The 13427-nt window shown below is 63.3% G+C and carries 13 protein-coding genes; 7 read left to right on the top strand and 6 right to left on the bottom strand.

Translation table 11 applies throughout. The annotated features are described in order from the left end of the window. Nucleotides 1-4: 4 nt before the first annotated feature. From modA to PQU95_RS09690, 3 genes are all read right to left on the bottom strand, one after another. Nucleotides 5-757, bottom strand: coding sequence for a molybdate ABC transporter substrate-binding protein (modA, locus tag PQU95_RS09700; protein WP_272751798.1), 753 nt, complete (start codon nucleotides 755-757; stop codon nucleotides 5-7). An 89-nt stretch (nucleotides 758-846) separates the two neighbouring features. Further along, on the bottom strand, nucleotides 847-1635 hold the full coding sequence (locus PQU95_RS09695; protein ID WP_272751797.1) for an EAL domain-containing protein: 789 nt from the start codon (nucleotides 1633-1635) through the stop codon (nucleotides 847-849). 211 nt (nucleotides 1636-1846) lie between these two features. Beyond that, nucleotides 1847-2287, bottom strand: coding sequence for a winged helix-turn-helix transcriptional regulator (locus PQU95_RS09690; RefSeq protein WP_272751796.1), 441 nt, complete (start codon nucleotides 2285-2287; stop codon nucleotides 1847-1849). 191 nt (nucleotides 2288-2478) lie between these two features. Here PQU95_RS09690 and PQU95_RS09685 point away from each other — a divergent pair, with 191 nt between their 5' ends. Next, nucleotides 2479-3309, top strand: a complete 831-nt coding sequence (locus PQU95_RS09685; RefSeq protein WP_272751795.1) for an alpha/beta fold hydrolase — start codon at nucleotides 2479-2481, stop codon at nucleotides 3307-3309. A gap of 45 nt (nucleotides 3310-3354) precedes the next feature. Further along, on the top strand, nucleotides 3355-4371 hold the full coding sequence (locus PQU95_RS09680) for an NADP-dependent oxidoreductase (RefSeq protein ID WP_272751794.1): 1017 nt from the start codon (nucleotides 3355-3357) through the stop codon (nucleotides 4369-4371). Between the two features lie 263 nt (nucleotides 4372-4634). On the opposite strand, the gene PQU95_RS09675 is transcribed toward PQU95_RS09680, so the two are convergent. Continuing rightward, on the bottom strand, nucleotides 4635-5612 hold the full coding sequence (locus tag PQU95_RS09675; protein WP_272751793.1) for a helix-turn-helix domain-containing protein: 978 nt from the start codon (nucleotides 5610-5612) through the stop codon (nucleotides 4635-4637). Nucleotides 5613-5967: 355 nt separating this feature from the next. Here PQU95_RS09675 and eat point away from each other — a divergent pair, with 355 nt between their 5' ends. The 4 genes from eat (at nucleotide 5968) to PQU95_RS09655 (ending at nucleotide 11266) form a co-directional block, all read left to right on the top strand. Next, nucleotides 5968-7389, top strand: a complete 1422-nt coding sequence (gene eat / locus PQU95_RS09670) for an ethanolamine permease (protein ID WP_272751792.1) — start codon at nucleotides 5968-5970, stop codon at nucleotides 7387-7389. A 43-nt stretch (nucleotides 7390-7432) separates the two neighbouring features. Then, nucleotides 7433-8812, top strand: coding sequence for an ethanolamine ammonia-lyase subunit EutB (locus PQU95_RS09665; protein WP_272751791.1), 1380 nt, complete (start codon nucleotides 7433-7435; stop codon nucleotides 8810-8812). Beyond that, complete coding sequence (gene eutC / locus PQU95_RS09660; protein WP_272751790.1) at nucleotides 8809-9636, top strand: ethanolamine ammonia-lyase subunit EutC; 828 nt, start codon at nucleotides 8809-8811, stop codon at nucleotides 9634-9636. The genes PQU95_RS09665 and eutC overlap by 4 nt, the downstream gene beginning before the upstream one ends. 220 nt (nucleotides 9637-9856) lie before the next feature. Continuing rightward, on the top strand, nucleotides 9857-11266 hold the full coding sequence (locus PQU95_RS09655) for a sodium:proton antiporter (RefSeq protein ID WP_272751789.1): 1410 nt from the start codon (nucleotides 9857-9859) through the stop codon (nucleotides 11264-11266). 94 nt (nucleotides 11267-11360) lie between these two features. Here the strand turns inward: PQU95_RS09655 and coq7 are convergent, their stop codons facing one another. Then, a complete protein-coding gene (gene coq7 / locus PQU95_RS09650; protein WP_272751839.1) occupies nucleotides 11361-11981 on the bottom strand; it encodes a 2-polyprenyl-3-methyl-6-methoxy-1,4-benzoquinone monooxygenase in 621 nt (206 codons plus the stop codon). 109 nt (nucleotides 11982-12090) lie between these two features. On the opposite strand from coq7, the gene ppa reads away from it, so the two are divergent. Continuing rightward, nucleotides 12091-12621 (top strand): inorganic diphosphatase, encoded by a 531-nt coding sequence (gene ppa, locus PQU95_RS09645; RefSeq protein WP_017510136.1) that lies wholly within the window; start codon nucleotides 12091-12093, stop codon nucleotides 12619-12621. A gap of 68 nt (nucleotides 12622-12689) precedes the next feature. On the opposite strand, the gene PQU95_RS09640 is transcribed toward ppa, so the two are convergent. Next, nucleotides 12690-13244: a flavodoxin family protein gene (locus PQU95_RS09640; RefSeq protein ID WP_272751788.1), complete on the bottom strand. Its 555-nt coding sequence runs from the start codon at nucleotides 13242-13244 to the stop codon at nucleotides 12690-12692. Nucleotides 13245-13427: the final 183 nt, after the last annotated feature.

Here is a 13427-nt window from a genome sequence, read left to right as displayed (position 1 = left end):
TTACTCAGGGCTTCTGAAAGCCGTAGCGCGCCAGAATGGCCTGCCCGGCAGGTGACAGCACATAATCGATAAAGCTCTTGGCTTCGCGCGGGTTAGCCGCCGCGGAGGTAGCCGCAATGGGGTAGCGGATGGCGCTATCCAGCGGCACGGTAAACGCCACTTTGACCTTGTCCGCCATCTGCCGGGCATCGGTGGCGTACACAAAACCGGCGTCCACCTCGCCACGCGCCACGTAGTCCAGCGACTGGCGCACGTTCAGCGTGTTCACCGCCTTGGCACTCACCACCGGCCACAGCCTGGCCGCCTCCAGCGCATCCTGGGTATAGCGCCCTACCGGCACGCTGGCCGGGTTGCCTATCGCCACCTTGCCATAAGCCGGCTGGGCCAGCTCGGCCAGGCTTTTGGGGGCCAGCTTGCTGCCCGCCGGTACCACCAGCACCAGAGTATTGCGCGCAAAATCGCGGCGGCTAGCTGGCTGGATCAGCCCCTGTTTGGCGGCCTGGTCCAGGGTTTCCTGGTCGGCCGAGGCCAGCACATCCACCGGCGCCCCTTTGGCCAGCTGCTGCAGCAGCGCGCCCGAGGCGGCAAAATTCAGCAGTACCTTGCTGCCGGGGTACTGCGCCTCGAAGCCCTGCGCCACTTCTTTGAAAGCATTGCTCAGGCTGGAGGCTGCCGATACGGTTATCTCGCCGGCCAGCGCCATGCTGCAGGCCAGGCTCAGGCCCATGCTGGCCACCAGGGTGTGAATGCGCGTCATCTTGCCTTGCTCCGCGTAGGGAAATCGAAGCGTTATATAAGCACGTATATAGCGGTAGGCGCAATACGCCAAAATGCGGCCAACTAGTACTAGGCTTGCGGCCAGATTTGGCTAATATCCGCCACGCACTGCTCGAACTGCGGCTTGCCAAACAAATAGCCCTGCACCAGGTGCACGCCAATGTCTTGCAGGCAGGCCAGCTCTTCGCGTGTTTCCACCCCCTCGGCAATCACGCGGATCCCCAGCTGGTCGCACATGCGCGCCACGCCGGCCACTATCACGCGGGCCGCCTTTTTCTGCTCGATGCCCCGCACCAGCGCCATGTCCAGCTTGACGATATCGGGCTGAAACGCCGCCAGCAGGTTCAGCCCGGCGTAACCGGCGCCAAAGTCATCAATCGCCGTCATGAAACCGATACGCTGGTAGGCGCTAAACACCTTGGCCAGCCAGTTGCCGTCGTCGATACGTTCGCTCTCTACCGTCTCGAAAATGATCTGCTCTACCGGAAAGCCAAACTGGCGCGCCGCCTGCAGCGTGGTGCGTATGCATACTTCGGGGCGGTAAATGGCATTGGGCAAAAAGTTGATGGATAGCTTGCTGCGCATGCCCAGCCGCGCCGCCACCTCGATGGCTTTCACGCGGCAAGCCTGGTCAAAACGGTAGCGGTTTGCATCGTTTACCCGGGCCAGCACGCTTAGCGCCCCCTCGCCCGCCGGGCCGCGCACCAGCGCCTCGTGCGCAAAAATGCTGCCTGCGCGCAGGTCGATGATGGGCTGGAACGCGTAGCTGAAGGTGAAATCCAGCGCTTCCCCGTTGCGGCAATCACCACAGGGCGGCACAGCAGGCTCGCTGTCAGCATTGATAGGGATAAGGGGCATGTCAGTACGGCATCAAAAAAACATGGAGGACGATTTATTGCCAGTATAGGGCAGCTTGCCAGCCACCATGGCGCATTGTCTGGCCAACGCTGCGGATACTCTTGGCGGCCGGCCTGCACGATGCGCTGCCGCATGTGTACACAACACGGCAGCGCACATCGGCGCCAGTGTCCATGGATCCTGAGTATCCGCTACCTGCACAGCCTGTGCCTCATTCGCCGGGCACCAGCACACGCATAGGGCGCGTCCCGATCTTGGCCCCAGTCACTTCATCCACCGCAATAGCTTTTATCTCGGTGCCGGTCTCGGCATCAAAGAACTGCGTCAGTTTGCCGCCGCCACGGTGTTGGCGCCCCCATGCGCCAATCATGAACAGAACCGGCAGGAAATCACGGCCCGCTGCGGTCAGCAGGTATTCCTCGCGTGGCGGGTGTTCCGAGTAGCGCCGCTTTTCCAGCAAGCCTTCCTCTGTCAATGCCGCCAGCCTGCGAGTCAGCATGGTGGGCGCAATACCCATGCTCTTTCTGAATTGGTCAAAACGCGTGAGGCCAGCATGGGCATCACGCAGGATCAAAAGGCTCCATGCATCACCGGCAACTGCCAGGCTACGCGCAATGGGACAAGGCTCATGATGGTTATCGTTATTGTCCATACTATTTTGATAGTGACTTTCCCGTGAGTTTGCGATATTGTTAGTACTGATTTGATACTAACACTGCGGCGGCACGCAATCCACTCGACACGGAGATTTCATTGATGGGCACCAGCAATACCACAATAGCGGCAGTACAAGGGGGCGCAACAGGCGTGGCTGCCACGGCGGCAGGTCGGCAGGCGGGCCGTATGCTATGGAAAAATGCCCCTACCCGCACGATAGACGCAGGCGGCGTGGGCTTTGCCTATCGGGAGCTAGGCCCAGACTCAGGTGTGCCGCTCATCTTCCTGCACCACCTGATGGCAGTGCTTGACGATTGGGACCCCCGTGTTATCGACGGTATTGCCGCGCAGCGCCGGGTCATTGCCTTCGATAACCGCGGCGTCGGCGCTTCGGGCGGTGCGGTACCGGATACCGTAGAAGCAATGGCACGCGATGCCATCTTGTTCATCCGCGCAATGGGGCTGCAGCAGGTCGATTTACTGGGTTTTTCGCTGGGCGGCGGCGTGGCGCAAATGGTGGCCTTGCAGGCCCCGGAGCTGGTTAGGCGGATCGTACTTGCCGGCACCGGGCCGCGAGGTGGTGGCGGCATCGAGGCGGTAACCAAGGTTGCCGCCGTGGCCTACCTCAAGGCGGCGTTGACCTGGCATGACGCAAGACACTTTCTGTTCTTTCCGCGTACGCCAGAAGGCAAACGCGCAGCCAAAGACTACTTTGCCGCGCTGGCGGAACGCACCCAAGACCGCGACAAACCCATCTCTTTGCAAGCCAGGCTTGCACAGTTGAAGGCTATCAAAGCCGCCGGGCTGGGGGCGCCGGATGACCTGTCGCGCATCACGCACCCCGTTTTCATCGCCAATGGCGATAACGATCTCATGGTGGCCAGCCAGCACTCGGCAGACATGGCCCATCGTCTACCCGATGCCAGGCTCACGCTCTACCCGGACTCGGGGCACGGCGGCGTATTCCAGTATCACCGGGTCTTTGTACCCGCCGTGCTGGCCTTCCTTGCGGACTAATCCGCTCAGGCAAACACCCACAGAATAGACAGGGAGCATCACACCATGAAAGCACTCACATTCCAGCGCTACGGCAAATCCCCCGGTATCGCGCTGCGCGATGTCGCCCGCCCCGCCACCAAAGACGACGAACTACTGGTACAGGTACACGCTGCCAGCATAAACCCGATCGACAACATGATTCCAAGCGGTATGTTCAAGCCGGTGCTGCGCTTTCAGCTGCCCGCCATCATGGGAAGCGACCTGGCGGGCGTTGTGATAGAGGTTGGCCGCAAGGTCACCCGCTTCAAGCCGGGCGACGCTATTTTTGCCAGTATTTTTGACTTGGGTACCGGTGCGATCGCCGAGTTTGCCGTGGTGCCGGAGCATGCGGCAGCGCTCAAACCCGCCAATCTGGATTTTGTACAAGCCGCATCAATCCCCATGGTAGCGCTTACCTCGTGGCAAGCCCTGAAAGAGCGCGCCAACCTGCAAGCCGGCCAGAAAGTATTCATCCCTGCCGGGTCGGGCGGTATCGGCACATTTGCCATCCAGCTGGCCAAGCAGCTTGGTGCTACCGTGGCCACCACGACCAGTACGGGCAACGTCGAACTGGTACGGCGCCTGGGGGCCGATGAGGTCGTCGATTACAAGAAGCAGGATTTCGAGCATGTGCTGCACGGCTACGATGCCGTACTCGGCACGGTCAAGGGTGACACCATCGAAAAATCGCTGGCCATCCTCAAGCCCGGTGGCCGCATCGTCTCTCTGGTCGGCCCTCTGGATGCCGCCTTCGCGCGCAAAAAACAGCTGAATGTCTTGCTGACCTTTGTCTTTGGGCTGATGAGCCGCAAGATCATGCGCCTTGCCGGCAAGCAGGGTGTCAGCTACGCGTTTATGTTCGTCCGCCCGGATGGTAGCCAGCTGGGCCAGATCGGCCAACTGCTTGCCGATGAGCGGATCCTGCCCGTCATCGATAAAGTCTTCCCGTTCGACCAAGCCAAAGAAGCCCTTGCCTACCTTGCCCAAGGGCGCGCCAAAGGCAAGGTCGTGGTCCAGATGTCACCAGACCGGTGGCCGTGACCTAGCTCTCCTTTAGCTTCCCTCTGTGCATTGTCATGGATGCATGGATTTGGCCAGCTGTTGCTGGCCTTTTTTGGCTATGCCCCGGCAGCCCCTTGCAACCAAGCCTCTTGCCGGCAATACACCCGCAGCAGCTATCGCCCAGCCAAGTACACCGGATACAGGCTCGCTACACGATCGTGCCATCCATCCACGGCACTGCGCCGCTGGCTAAAGCTGGCACCAGATCACAGCCAAGGCCTGCCCTTTGGCAAAAGGCCGTATTAACTGCCACGGCCCTGCCACGCCAGCAGTCGCGTCTGGCTGGGCGTTTCAGCAAACTGGCGGCGGTAGTCGTAGCTGAAATGGCTGGGGCTGGCAAAGCCCCAGGCGGCTGCCAGGTCATTGATGGGGGTATTGTCGTCCGGCGCGCTACGCAGCGCCTGACGGACATGGTGCAGGCGTAGCGCACGCAGCCATTGCAAAGGGCTGGTGGCCACCACCTCCTGAAAGCCGTTTTGCAAGGTGCGTCGGGTAACATGCAGCCGGGCGCACAGCTCGTCCACCGTTGGCAGCGCGTCGGCAGGACTGGCTGCCAGCGCACTGGCGGCACTCACCCAGTCCAGGTGGCGCTGCTGGATGGTACTGCGGCCAACATGGCCCCCACCCTGCCCCTGCAACAGCGCCTGCACCAGCGCCGTGATGCTGGCCTGCGCCAGCCGTGACGGCGCGACACTGTCAGCCGGGGTATCAAGCATGCTATCGAGCGTATGGCACAGCTGGGTATACGCAGCAGCCGGCAGGGTCAGCATGCCGCGCTGGTGCCAGCTGGCCGGCACATCGTGGCCAGTCAGCAGCTGGGCGTGCAGCTCCAGCAAGGCCAGCGGCAGCACAATGCCGTAGATCAGGAAAGCAGGCGGGGTACGCAACGTGAAGTCGCTGCCACCAGGTGACAGCAACACGGTGTACTCGGGCACGCTGCGACCACAGTAGCGCAGTTGGCCGCCGCTGCCCGGGCGCGCAATGCCGAACCACACAGCGCCGGGCCAGGCCTGGCAGTGCTGCCAGGTTTCGCAGGATGAAAACTCGCGAAACAGCTGTAGTCGCGGCAGGCACAGTTCGTCCAGCCGCCCCTGGTAGCGGCCGCAGGACAGCTGGGCGTAGTCCTGCTGCCAACCGGTAATAAAAGCCGCGTGATCGGCCGCGTCTTCGGCCATGCGGGTAGTCAGCTGCATGCTGGCCATGCCGGTAAGCGTTTGCATGGCATCCTCCGTTGATCAAAAACCACAGCGGTACCAGCAATATCCACACCAGCGCACCGGCATGACATTGGCTATCCAAAACCGGCAAATTCGCCAGCTTTGTGCACACCTGGCGGCCAGCGTGCGCCAGCCAGGTGCAGCGCGGGCACGCAGCGGCCGGCATGTGCACTGTGGCAGGGCAAACCACCGGCACAGCTTTTGCTGCACTGCGGCAAAGTCATTCATCCCGCTGCCACACACCAGACGCTATTTCCGTTTTGCGATACCGGCCGCGGGCAGCCGCTTTCTACCATGGCGTAGAGGGCCTGACAGCGGGTGCTGCAGGCAGGGAGCAAACAAGCATGGAGCCATCACAATGAGTACAAGCAACCATGGCCTGGCACGCAAGCTGGGCGGCTGGCAGCTCTGGGGCATCGCCGTCGGGCTGGTGATCTCGGGCGAATACTTTGGCTGGAGTTACGGCTGGGCGCAGGCGGGCACGCTGGGCTTTCTGGCGACCACGCTATTCGTGGCGCTGATGTATACCGCGTTTATTTTCAGCTTTACCGAGCTGACCACCGCCATCCCGCACGCCGGCGGCCCGTTTGCCTACGCCCGGCGTGCCTTTGGCCCGGTGGGTGGCTTTGTGGCCGGTTTTGCCACGCTGTGCGAGTTCGTGTTTGCGCCGCCGGCCATCGCGCTGGCGATCGGGGCGTACCTGAACGTGCAGTTCCCGGCGCTGGACGCCAAGTGGATCGCCTGTGGCGCCTACCTGGTGTTCATGACGCTGAACATCGTGGGGGTGAGCATTGCCGCCACCTTCGAGCTATGCGTGACCTTGCTGGCCATCTTCGAGCTGCTGGTATTCATGGGCGTGGTGGCGCCGGGCTTTGACTGGGCCAACTTCACCGCCCACGGCTGGGCCGGCAGCGACGTGTTCAGCGCCACCGCCATCGGCGGCATCTTTGCCGCCATCCCGTTTGCCATCTGGTTCTTCCTGGCCATCGAAGGCGCGGCCATGGCTGCCGAAGAAGCGCGCGACCCGGTACGCACCATCCCGCGTGCCTACATTGCCGGCATCCTGACGCTGGTAGCGCTGGCGCTGGGCGTGATGATCATGGCCGGTGGCGTGGGCGACTGGCGCACGCTGTCCAATATCAACGACCCGCTGCCGCAGGCAATGAAGGTAATCGTGGGCGGTGACAGCGGCTGGCTGCACATGCTGGTGTGGCTGGGGCTGTTTGGTCTGATCGCCAGCTTCCACGGCATCATCATGGGCTACTCGCGCCAGATCTTTGCGCTGGCGCGTGCCGGCTACCTGCCACCGGCGCTGGCGGTGATCCATCCGCGCTTCAAGACCCCGCACCGCGCCATCCTGGCCGGCGGCGTGATCGGTATCGCGGCCATCTTCAGCGATAGCTTCATCCAGATCGGCGGCCTGCCGCTCACGGCCAACATCGTCACGCTGTCGGTGTTCGGCGCCATCGTAATGTACATCGTGTCCATGCTGTCGCTGTTCAAGCTGCGCCGCAGCGAACCGGGCCTCGCCCGCCCCTACGCCGCGCCACTGTTCCCGCTGCTGCCGGCACTGGCACTGGGCTGCGCGCTGATCTGCCTGGCGGCACTGGTGTACTACAACACCCTGCTCACCGGCCTGTTCCTGGCCATTCTGGCTACCGGCTTTGCCTACTACCTGGCCACGCATAGCCAGCGCGCCGCCGCCGCGCACGACGTACTGCTGCACGGCGAGGCCAGCGCGCCGGACGTAAAACCGGTACTGGCCACCGACACACCCTGATACCCCGTGGAGGCAGGGCCGGCGCCGCCGGCCCTGAAGCAGCATGTACCAGATCACCATCGGCCCGCGCCGTTACCACTTTGCCGACCTCAAAACCCTGCTGGCGCGCGCCTCGCCACTGCGCTCCGGCGACCTGCTGGCCGGCGTGGCCGCCGCCAGCGCCGAAGAGCGCGTAGCGGCGCGCTACTGCCTGGCCGATGTACCGCTGCGCGACTTTCTGCAGCACGCCATCGTGCCGTATGAAGAAGACGAGGTCACGCGGCTGATCATCGACAGCCACCACGCCGCCGCCTTTGCCACGGTAAGCCACCTCACCGTGGGCGGCTTTCGCGACTGGCTGCTGTCGGATGCGGCCAACCCTGCCACCTTGGCCGCACTGGCGCCCGGGCTCACCCCGGAAATGGTGGCCGCCGTCAGCAAGCTGATGCGCAACCAGGACCTGATCCTGGTGGCGCGCAAGTGCCGCGTGGTCACCGCCTTCCGCAATACCCAGGGCCTGCCCGGCCACATGGGCGTGCGGCTGCAGCCCAACCACCCCACCGACGACGCGCGCGGCATTGCCGCCGCCATGCTGGATGGCCTGCTGTACGGCGCCGGCGACGCGGTGATCGGCATCAACCCGGCCACCGACAGCCCTGAGACCATCCACACCATGCTGGCGATGATGGACGAGGTGCGCCTGCGTTACGCCATCCCCACGCAAAGCTGCGTGCTGACCCACGTCACCACCACACTGGAACTGATAGGCCGTGGCGCGCCGGTGGACCTGGTATTCCAGTCGGTAGCCGGCACCGAACGCGCCAACAGCGGCTTCGGCATCAACCTGGCCGTGCTGCAAGAAGCGCACGACGCCGCGCGCAGCCTGCAGCGCGGTACAGTGGGCGATAACGTGATGTACTTCGAAACCGGCCAGGGCAGCGCGCTGTCGGCCGGCGCGCACTGGGGCGCAGACCAGCAAACCTGCGAGGCCCGCGCCTACGCGGTGGCACGCCACTTCAGCCCGCTGCTGGTCAACACCGTGGTGGGCTTTATCGGGCCGGAGTACCTGTACGACGGCAAGCAGATCATCCGCGCCGGGCTGGAAGACCACTTCTGCGGCAAGCTGCTGGGGCTGCCGATGGGCTGCGACATCTGCTACACCAACCACGCCGAAGCCGACCAGGACGATATGGACACCCTGCTGACACTACTGGGCACCGCCGGCATCCACTTCATCATCGGCGTGCCCGGCGCCGACGACATCATGCTGGGCTACCAGAGCACCTCCTTCCACGACGCGCTGTACCTGCGCGAGCTGCTGGGGCTGAAACGGGCGCCGGAATTCGAAGACTGGCTGGAAACCATGGCCATTACCCGCGGTGGCCGCCTGCAGGCGCACGGCCAGCAGCCGCCGCTCTTGGGCCTGATGGAGACGGTAGCATGAGCGTGATCCCTTTCCCCGGCCCTGCGGCCAATCCCGACACCATTACCGAAGACAGCTGGCAGGCGCTGGGCCAGCACACGGTGGCTCGCATTGCGCTGGGCCGCGCCGGCGCCAGCCTGCCCACCCGCGAAACGCTGCGCTTTGCCTTGGCACACGCCCAGGCGCGCGACGCAGTACACACCCCGCTGGATGGCGACGCGTTGGCCGCCACGCTGCAACAGGCTGGCCATAGCGTGCTGCAGGTGCAGTCGGCTGCGGCCAACCGTGCGCAGTACCTGCAGCGCCCCGACCTTGGCCGCCGGCTGCACACCGGCAGCCGCGCCCATCTGCTGGCACAGCAGGCAGCGGGTTGCGACGTGCTGTTCGTCGTGGGCGACGGCCTATCTTCGCTGGCCACCGCCAGCCACGCCGCGCCGCTGCTGGCGGCCACGCTGCCTTATCTGGCCGAAGCCGGGCTCAGCGTCGGCCCGGTGGTGATCGCCAGCCAGGCCCGCGTGGCGCTGGCCGACGAAGCAGGCGAGTGCCTGCGCGCCCGGCTGGTGGTGATGCTGATCGGCGAACGCCCGGGCCTGAGCTCGCCGGACAGCCTGGGCGTCTACCTCACCAGCGCGCCCAAGGTTGGCCGCATGGACTCGGAGCGCAACTGCATCTCCAATGTGCGCCCGGCCGGCCTGCCCTACCCGCTGGCGGCGTTCAAGCTGGCGTGGCTGCTTCGCGCCGCACTGCAGCAGGGCAGCGGCGTGGCGCTGAAGGATGGCAGCGCCGCCGAGCCAGGCTGGGCGGCGCTACTGGCTGGCACCCGGACAAGCACCCTGCCCGCCTGACATCCCCCACCACCCGGCACCGCCTTCCCACGCGGTGCCGTTTTGCTTGGCCTATCAGCTGTTTACATTCCGCAACAGCACGGGGAAAGCCCCGATAGCCCCACTGCCGGCAGATACTGGTAAACTGCCGCGCTTCCGGTTTCCCCTGACAGAGCAAACCATAAAGGACGACGCATCCGGCGCCGGAACGGGCTGCGTTACCGACAACACAGGATTCACCATGAACTTCTCCCGTCTGCCGCACTTGCTGGCCGGCGCCCTGCTGCTGTTACCTGCGTTTGCGCAGGCCAGCATCAACGGCGGCGAGCTGGCCATTGCCTGGGCACTGCCGTTTGCCGGCATGCTGCTGTCCATCGCCCTGCTGCCGCTATTGGCGGCCAACGTCTGGCACCACCACTTCGGCAAGATTGCCGCCATGTGGTCACTGCTGTTCATCGTACCGTTTGCCGCCAGCCACGGGCTGGGTAGCACGGCTTACGAAATGGCGCACACGCTGGTGCTGGAATACGTACCGTTCATCATCCTGCTGGTATCGCTGTTTACCGTGGCCGGCGGCATCTACCTGCGCGGCAACCTGCACGGCTCGCCGCTGCTGAATACCGGTTTTCTGGGCGTGGGCACCGTGCTGGCCAGCTTTACCGGCACCACCGGCGCCGCCATGCTGCTGATCCGCCCGCTGCTGCGCGCCAACGACAACCGCCGCTACAAGACGCACGTGTTCGTGTTCTTCATCTTCCTGGTGGCGAACATCGGCGGCTCGCTCACACCACTGGGTGACCCGCCGCTGTTTCTGGGCTTCCTGAAGGGCGTGGGCTTTGGCTGGACCATGGTACATATGCTGACACCGATGGTGCTGGCCAGCGTCATCCTGCTGGTGGTGTTCTACCTGCTGGACCGCTACTACTACCACAAGGAAGAAGACCTGCCGCCGCTGCCGGACCCGACACCGGATTCGCGCGTCAGCATCGAGGGCAAGGTGAACTTTGTGCTGCTGGGCGGCATTGTGGTGGCTGTGCTGCTGTCCGGTATCTGGAAGCCGGGCATCAGCTGGCAGATTGGCGGGCTGGATATCGAGCTGCAAAACGTGGTGCGCGACATCCTGCTGCTGGCGGTGACACTGCTGTCGCTCAAGCTCACCCCGGGCCGCTGCCGCCAGGCCAACGCCTTCAACTGGGGCCCGATGCTGGAGGTGGCCAAGCTGTTCGCCGCCATCTTCATCACCATGATTCCGGTGCTGGCCATGCTGAAAGCCGGCAAGGCCGGCGCCTTTGCCGAGCTGGTGTCCATGGTGACCACCCCGGACGGTGCCCCGGTAAACGGTGCCTATTTCTGGCTCACCGGCGCGCTGTCCAGCTTCCTGGATAATGCCCCGACCTACCTGGTGTTCTTCAACCTGGCCGGTGGCGACGCCGCCCACCTGATGCACGACGGTGCCAGCACCCTTATGGCCATTTCGATGGGTGCCGTATTCATGGGCGCCAACAGCTACATCGGTAACGCGCCGAACTTCATGGTGAAAGCCATCGTGGAAGAGCGCGGCGTGACCATGCCCAGCTTCTTTGCCTACATCGGCTGGGCCTGCCTGTTCCTGATTCCTACCTTTGTGCTGCTGACTTTCGTGTTCTTCTGAGCCTGTGCGGCCAACCCCTGGGTTGGCCGCACGGTTGGCCGCAACAAAAAAGCCCGCTTGCGCGGGCTTTTTTGTTGGCTGCTACGGCAGGCGGCTACACGCGGTAGCTGGTGGCGGTCATCACCTTGGCGGTGAGCTTCATCAGCCCTTTTACCGGCAGCGGCAGCGGCGCGGCGCCAAAGTCGTGCGCCATATCGGCGTGCTTCAGCTCGTCGTCACGCATCTGCGCCACGATGGCGCGGCTCTTGGCGTCCTGGTCTGGCAGCTGCTGCAGGTGGCTATCCAGGTGCGCGCCTACCTGCTTTTCGGTTTCTTCCAGAAAGCCCAGGTTCCACTTGTCACCCAAGAGGCCGGCAGTCACGCCAATGGCCAGCGAGCCGGTGTACCACACCGGGCCCAGCAGGCTGGGGCGGCCACCCAGCTCGCGGATGCGCTGCTCGGTCCAGGCCAGGTGTTCTACCTCTTCGAATGCCGCATGGCGCAAGGCATCGCGCGCCGCCGGGTTGCGCGCCGTCAGCGCCTGGCCCTGGTACAGTGCCTGCGCGCACACCTCGCCGCAGTGGTTCACGCGCATCAGGCCGATGGTGTGTTGCTTTTCCTCTGCCGTCAGCTCGGCCTCTGCTACCGCGTGGTCCGGGCGGGGGCGGCTACTCACTGCCGGCGCAAACAGCGTGCGCAGGCCACGGTCGAATTCTGTAATCAGTTTGTCTAGCATCATGCTGGCTTATGGCAGTCATCAATAGTGGCGATTATACCTTGCCGGTGCTGCTGTTATAATCCCGTGGTTTGTTTCAATCGACCCTACCCTAACAAGGACACCGCGTATGAATATCGACCTGATCAGCCCGGGCAAGGACATGCCCAACGACATCAACGTTGTGATCGAGATCTCCGCCAACAGCGCCCCGATCAAATACGAATTCGACAAAGAAACCGGCGCCCTGTGTGTAGACCGCTTCATGGGCACCTCCATGTTCTACCCGGCCAACTACGGTTTCGTGCCGCAAACCATCGCCGGTGACGGCGACCCGGTAGACGTACTGGTAGTTACCCCGTTCCCGCTGCCACCAGGCGTGCTGATCCGTGTACGCGCCCTTGGCCTGATCAAGATGGAAGACGACGGTGGCGTGGATGCCAAGCTGATCGCCGTGCCGGTAGAAAAACTGTGCCCGATGTACAAGGACATCCAGAAACTGGAAGACCTGCCACAGCTGCTGCGCGACCAGATGGTGCACTTCTTCGAGCACTATAAAGATCTGGAAAAAGGCAAATGGGTCAAGATCAACGGCTGGGGCACGCTGGAAGACGCTACCCGCGAGCTGAACGAAGGTATCGAGCGCGCCAAGCAAGGCTAAGCCTGCCGCTGCACGCAAAAAAGCCGGGGTTACCCGGCTTTTTTGTTGTCTGTATCAGTTTGGCTGCATCAGGCCCCGCGCTTGAACTGCGCTACCTTTTGCGCCACGCGCGCACCAAACAGGCGGGCGGTTTCCAGGTCGGCCGCATCCGGCGTCACGTCGGCGGGCGCATTGTCGGTGCGCGTCATCAGGCCCAGCGAGCTGCCGTAGCGGTTGATATCGCTGCCGACAGTACCACCCGGCATCAGGCCTGTGCCTACCCAGATCATGCTATGCTGGGCAGCAAAGACAGAAAGCTGCTGCAGCGTGTTCAGCTTGTCGCCACTGGGGCTGTTGGACACGGTAAAGCCACCGGCAATCTTGTCTTTCCAGCCCTGGCTGTACCACACCTTGGCGCTGGCATCCATGAAGGCTTTGAACGGTGCCGATACGCTGCCCATATAGGTAGGGGCGCCAAATACGATAGCGTCGAATGCGGCCAATTCGTCGATGCGTGCAGTGGCCTCGTCTGCATTGAACAGTACTACCTCGGCGTGGGCACGCGCGCCCTCGGCTACATGTTCTGCTACCTTGGCGGTGTGGCCATAACCACTGTGGTAAACAACGGCAAGCTTGGTAGTCATCGCATTTCCCTTATATAAATAGAACGAAGTCATAGCGTGAGGCGGCCAGCAGCGCGGCAAGTCAGCAGCACGCTAGTTCAGAAAATCTGGCAATAGCAAGTTGGCCGTGCCAATATCAAAAATGGCTGACAAACCAATGCTTTGTACTGCAGTAAACGGTGAATGGCAGTATATTGCTGAGCC

The organism is Vogesella aquatica (assembly GCF_028548455.1).
GTDB classification, from domain to species: domain Bacteria; phylum Pseudomonadota; class Gammaproteobacteria; order Burkholderiales; family Chromobacteriaceae; genus Vogesella; species Vogesella aquatica.
Note: the sequence above shows the minus strand (reverse complement) of the source record. Positions and strands in the feature narration are given on the sequence as shown.

What these genes read in the sequence shown, in the direction of transcription:
- modA (WP_272751798.1), bottom strand. Translation starts at nt 757, where the DNA reads ATGACGCGCATTCACACCCTGGTGGCCAGCATGGGCCTGAGCCTGGCC.
- PQU95_RS09695 (WP_272751797.1), bottom strand. Translation starts at nt 1,635, where the DNA reads ATGCCCCTTATCCCTATCAATGCTGACAGCGAGCCTGCTGTGCCGCCC.
- PQU95_RS09690 (WP_272751796.1), bottom strand. Translation starts at nt 2,287, where the DNA reads ATGGACAATAACGATAACCATCATGAGCCTTGTCCCATTGCGCGTAGC.
- PQU95_RS09685 (WP_272751795.1), top strand. Translation starts at nt 2,479, where the DNA reads ATGCTATGGAAAAATGCCCCTACCCGCACGATAGACGCAGGCGGCGTG.
- PQU95_RS09680 (WP_272751794.1), top strand. Translation starts at nt 3,355, where the DNA reads ATGAAAGCACTCACATTCCAGCGCTACGGCAAATCCCCCGGTATCGCG.
- PQU95_RS09675 (WP_272751793.1), bottom strand. Translation starts at nt 5,612, where the DNA reads ATGCAAACGCTTACCGGCATGGCCAGCATGCAGCTGACTACCCGCATG.
- eat (WP_272751792.1), top strand. Translation starts at nt 5,968, where the DNA reads ATGAGTACAAGCAACCATGGCCTGGCACGCAAGCTGGGCGGCTGGCAG.
- PQU95_RS09665 (WP_272751791.1), top strand. Translation starts at nt 7,433, where the DNA reads ATGTACCAGATCACCATCGGCCCGCGCCGTTACCACTTTGCCGACCTC.
- eutC (WP_272751790.1), top strand. Translation starts at nt 8,809, where the DNA reads ATGAGCGTGATCCCTTTCCCCGGCCCTGCGGCCAATCCCGACACCATT.
- PQU95_RS09655 (WP_272751789.1), top strand. Translation starts at nt 9,857, where the DNA reads ATGAACTTCTCCCGTCTGCCGCACTTGCTGGCCGGCGCCCTGCTGCTG.
- coq7 (WP_272751839.1), bottom strand. Translation starts at nt 11,981, where the DNA reads ATGCTAGACAAACTGATTACAGAATTCGACCGTGGCCTGCGCACGCTG.
- ppa (WP_017510136.1), top strand. Translation starts at nt 12,091, where the DNA reads ATGAATATCGACCTGATCAGCCCGGGCAAGGACATGCCCAACGACATC.
- PQU95_RS09640 (WP_272751788.1), bottom strand. Translation starts at nt 13,244, where the DNA reads ATGACTACCAAGCTTGCCGTTGTTTACCACAGTGGTTATGGCCACACC.